Source organism: Pseudomonas sp. Pseusp97 (assembly GCF_047304025.1).
In the GTDB taxonomy this organism is placed as follows: Bacteria; Pseudomonadota; Gammaproteobacteria; order Pseudomonadales; family Pseudomonadaceae; genus Pseudomonas.
In genome coordinates, this window is sequence record NZ_JBGLYK010000467.1 from 1 (window position 1) to 742 (window position 742).

Below are 742 nucleotides of genomic sequence, written 5' to 3' on the forward strand. Positions count from 1 at the left end.
CCCCCCCCCCCCCCCCCCCCCCCCCCCCCCCCATTTTTTTTACCCCCCCCCCCCCCCAAACCCCCCATCCCTCTCCGGCTCGGGGGCTCGTTTTTGTTTATAACCCCCGGGGGCGCGCGCGCCCTGCTGGTGGAAGCCCTGGCGCGCCTGGAGTTGGGCGAGCAGACGCCGTTTGCCCACGGCGTGCTCACCGGCCTGATCAACCCGCTGCGGCTGGCCGATACCGGCGTTTCCCCGGTATTCCGCAAGGCGCTGCTGCGCCAGCTGCAGCGCCTGACGCCGGAGGAAATCGAGCGCTACCGGCAGAACAGCCAGCGCCTGCTGGCCTTCGGCGGCTTCGACCGCCACCCGCAGTGCCCGACCCTGGTGCTGGCCGGCGAATACGACCATTTCACCCAGCCCTGGGAGCACGCCGAGTTCGCCCACGCCTGCGCGGACGCGGAGTTCGCGCTGATCCACAACGCCGATCACCTGGCCCAGTTCGAACGCCGCGACGCCTGCGCGCGGCTGTACAACCCCTTCCTGCGGGGCGAAGCGCTGCCGCGCAGCGCCGCTGGCAGCACGCGTTTCCAGCGCCAGCAGCTGCTGCACCTGGAGCGGCGCTTCGAACCGCGCCTGGCGCCGGCCGACACCCGTGCGGTGCTGCGCAATAGCGAAGGCGGCGAATGGCGCTGCGAGCTGGCGGAGCTGGGATATTTCGGCGGGCTGATCCGCCTCGAGCTGCCGGCTGACGCTGCAGTTT

At 71.3% G+C, this 742-nt stretch carries 1 protein-coding gene; it reads left to right on the forward strand.

Annotation, left to right across the window (positions count from 1 at the left end; genetic code table 11):
* Positions 1 to 742: alpha/beta fold hydrolase (locus ACCC94_RS29915; RefSeq protein ID WP_413353200.1), on the forward strand; the 742-nt coding region annotated here is incomplete at both ends.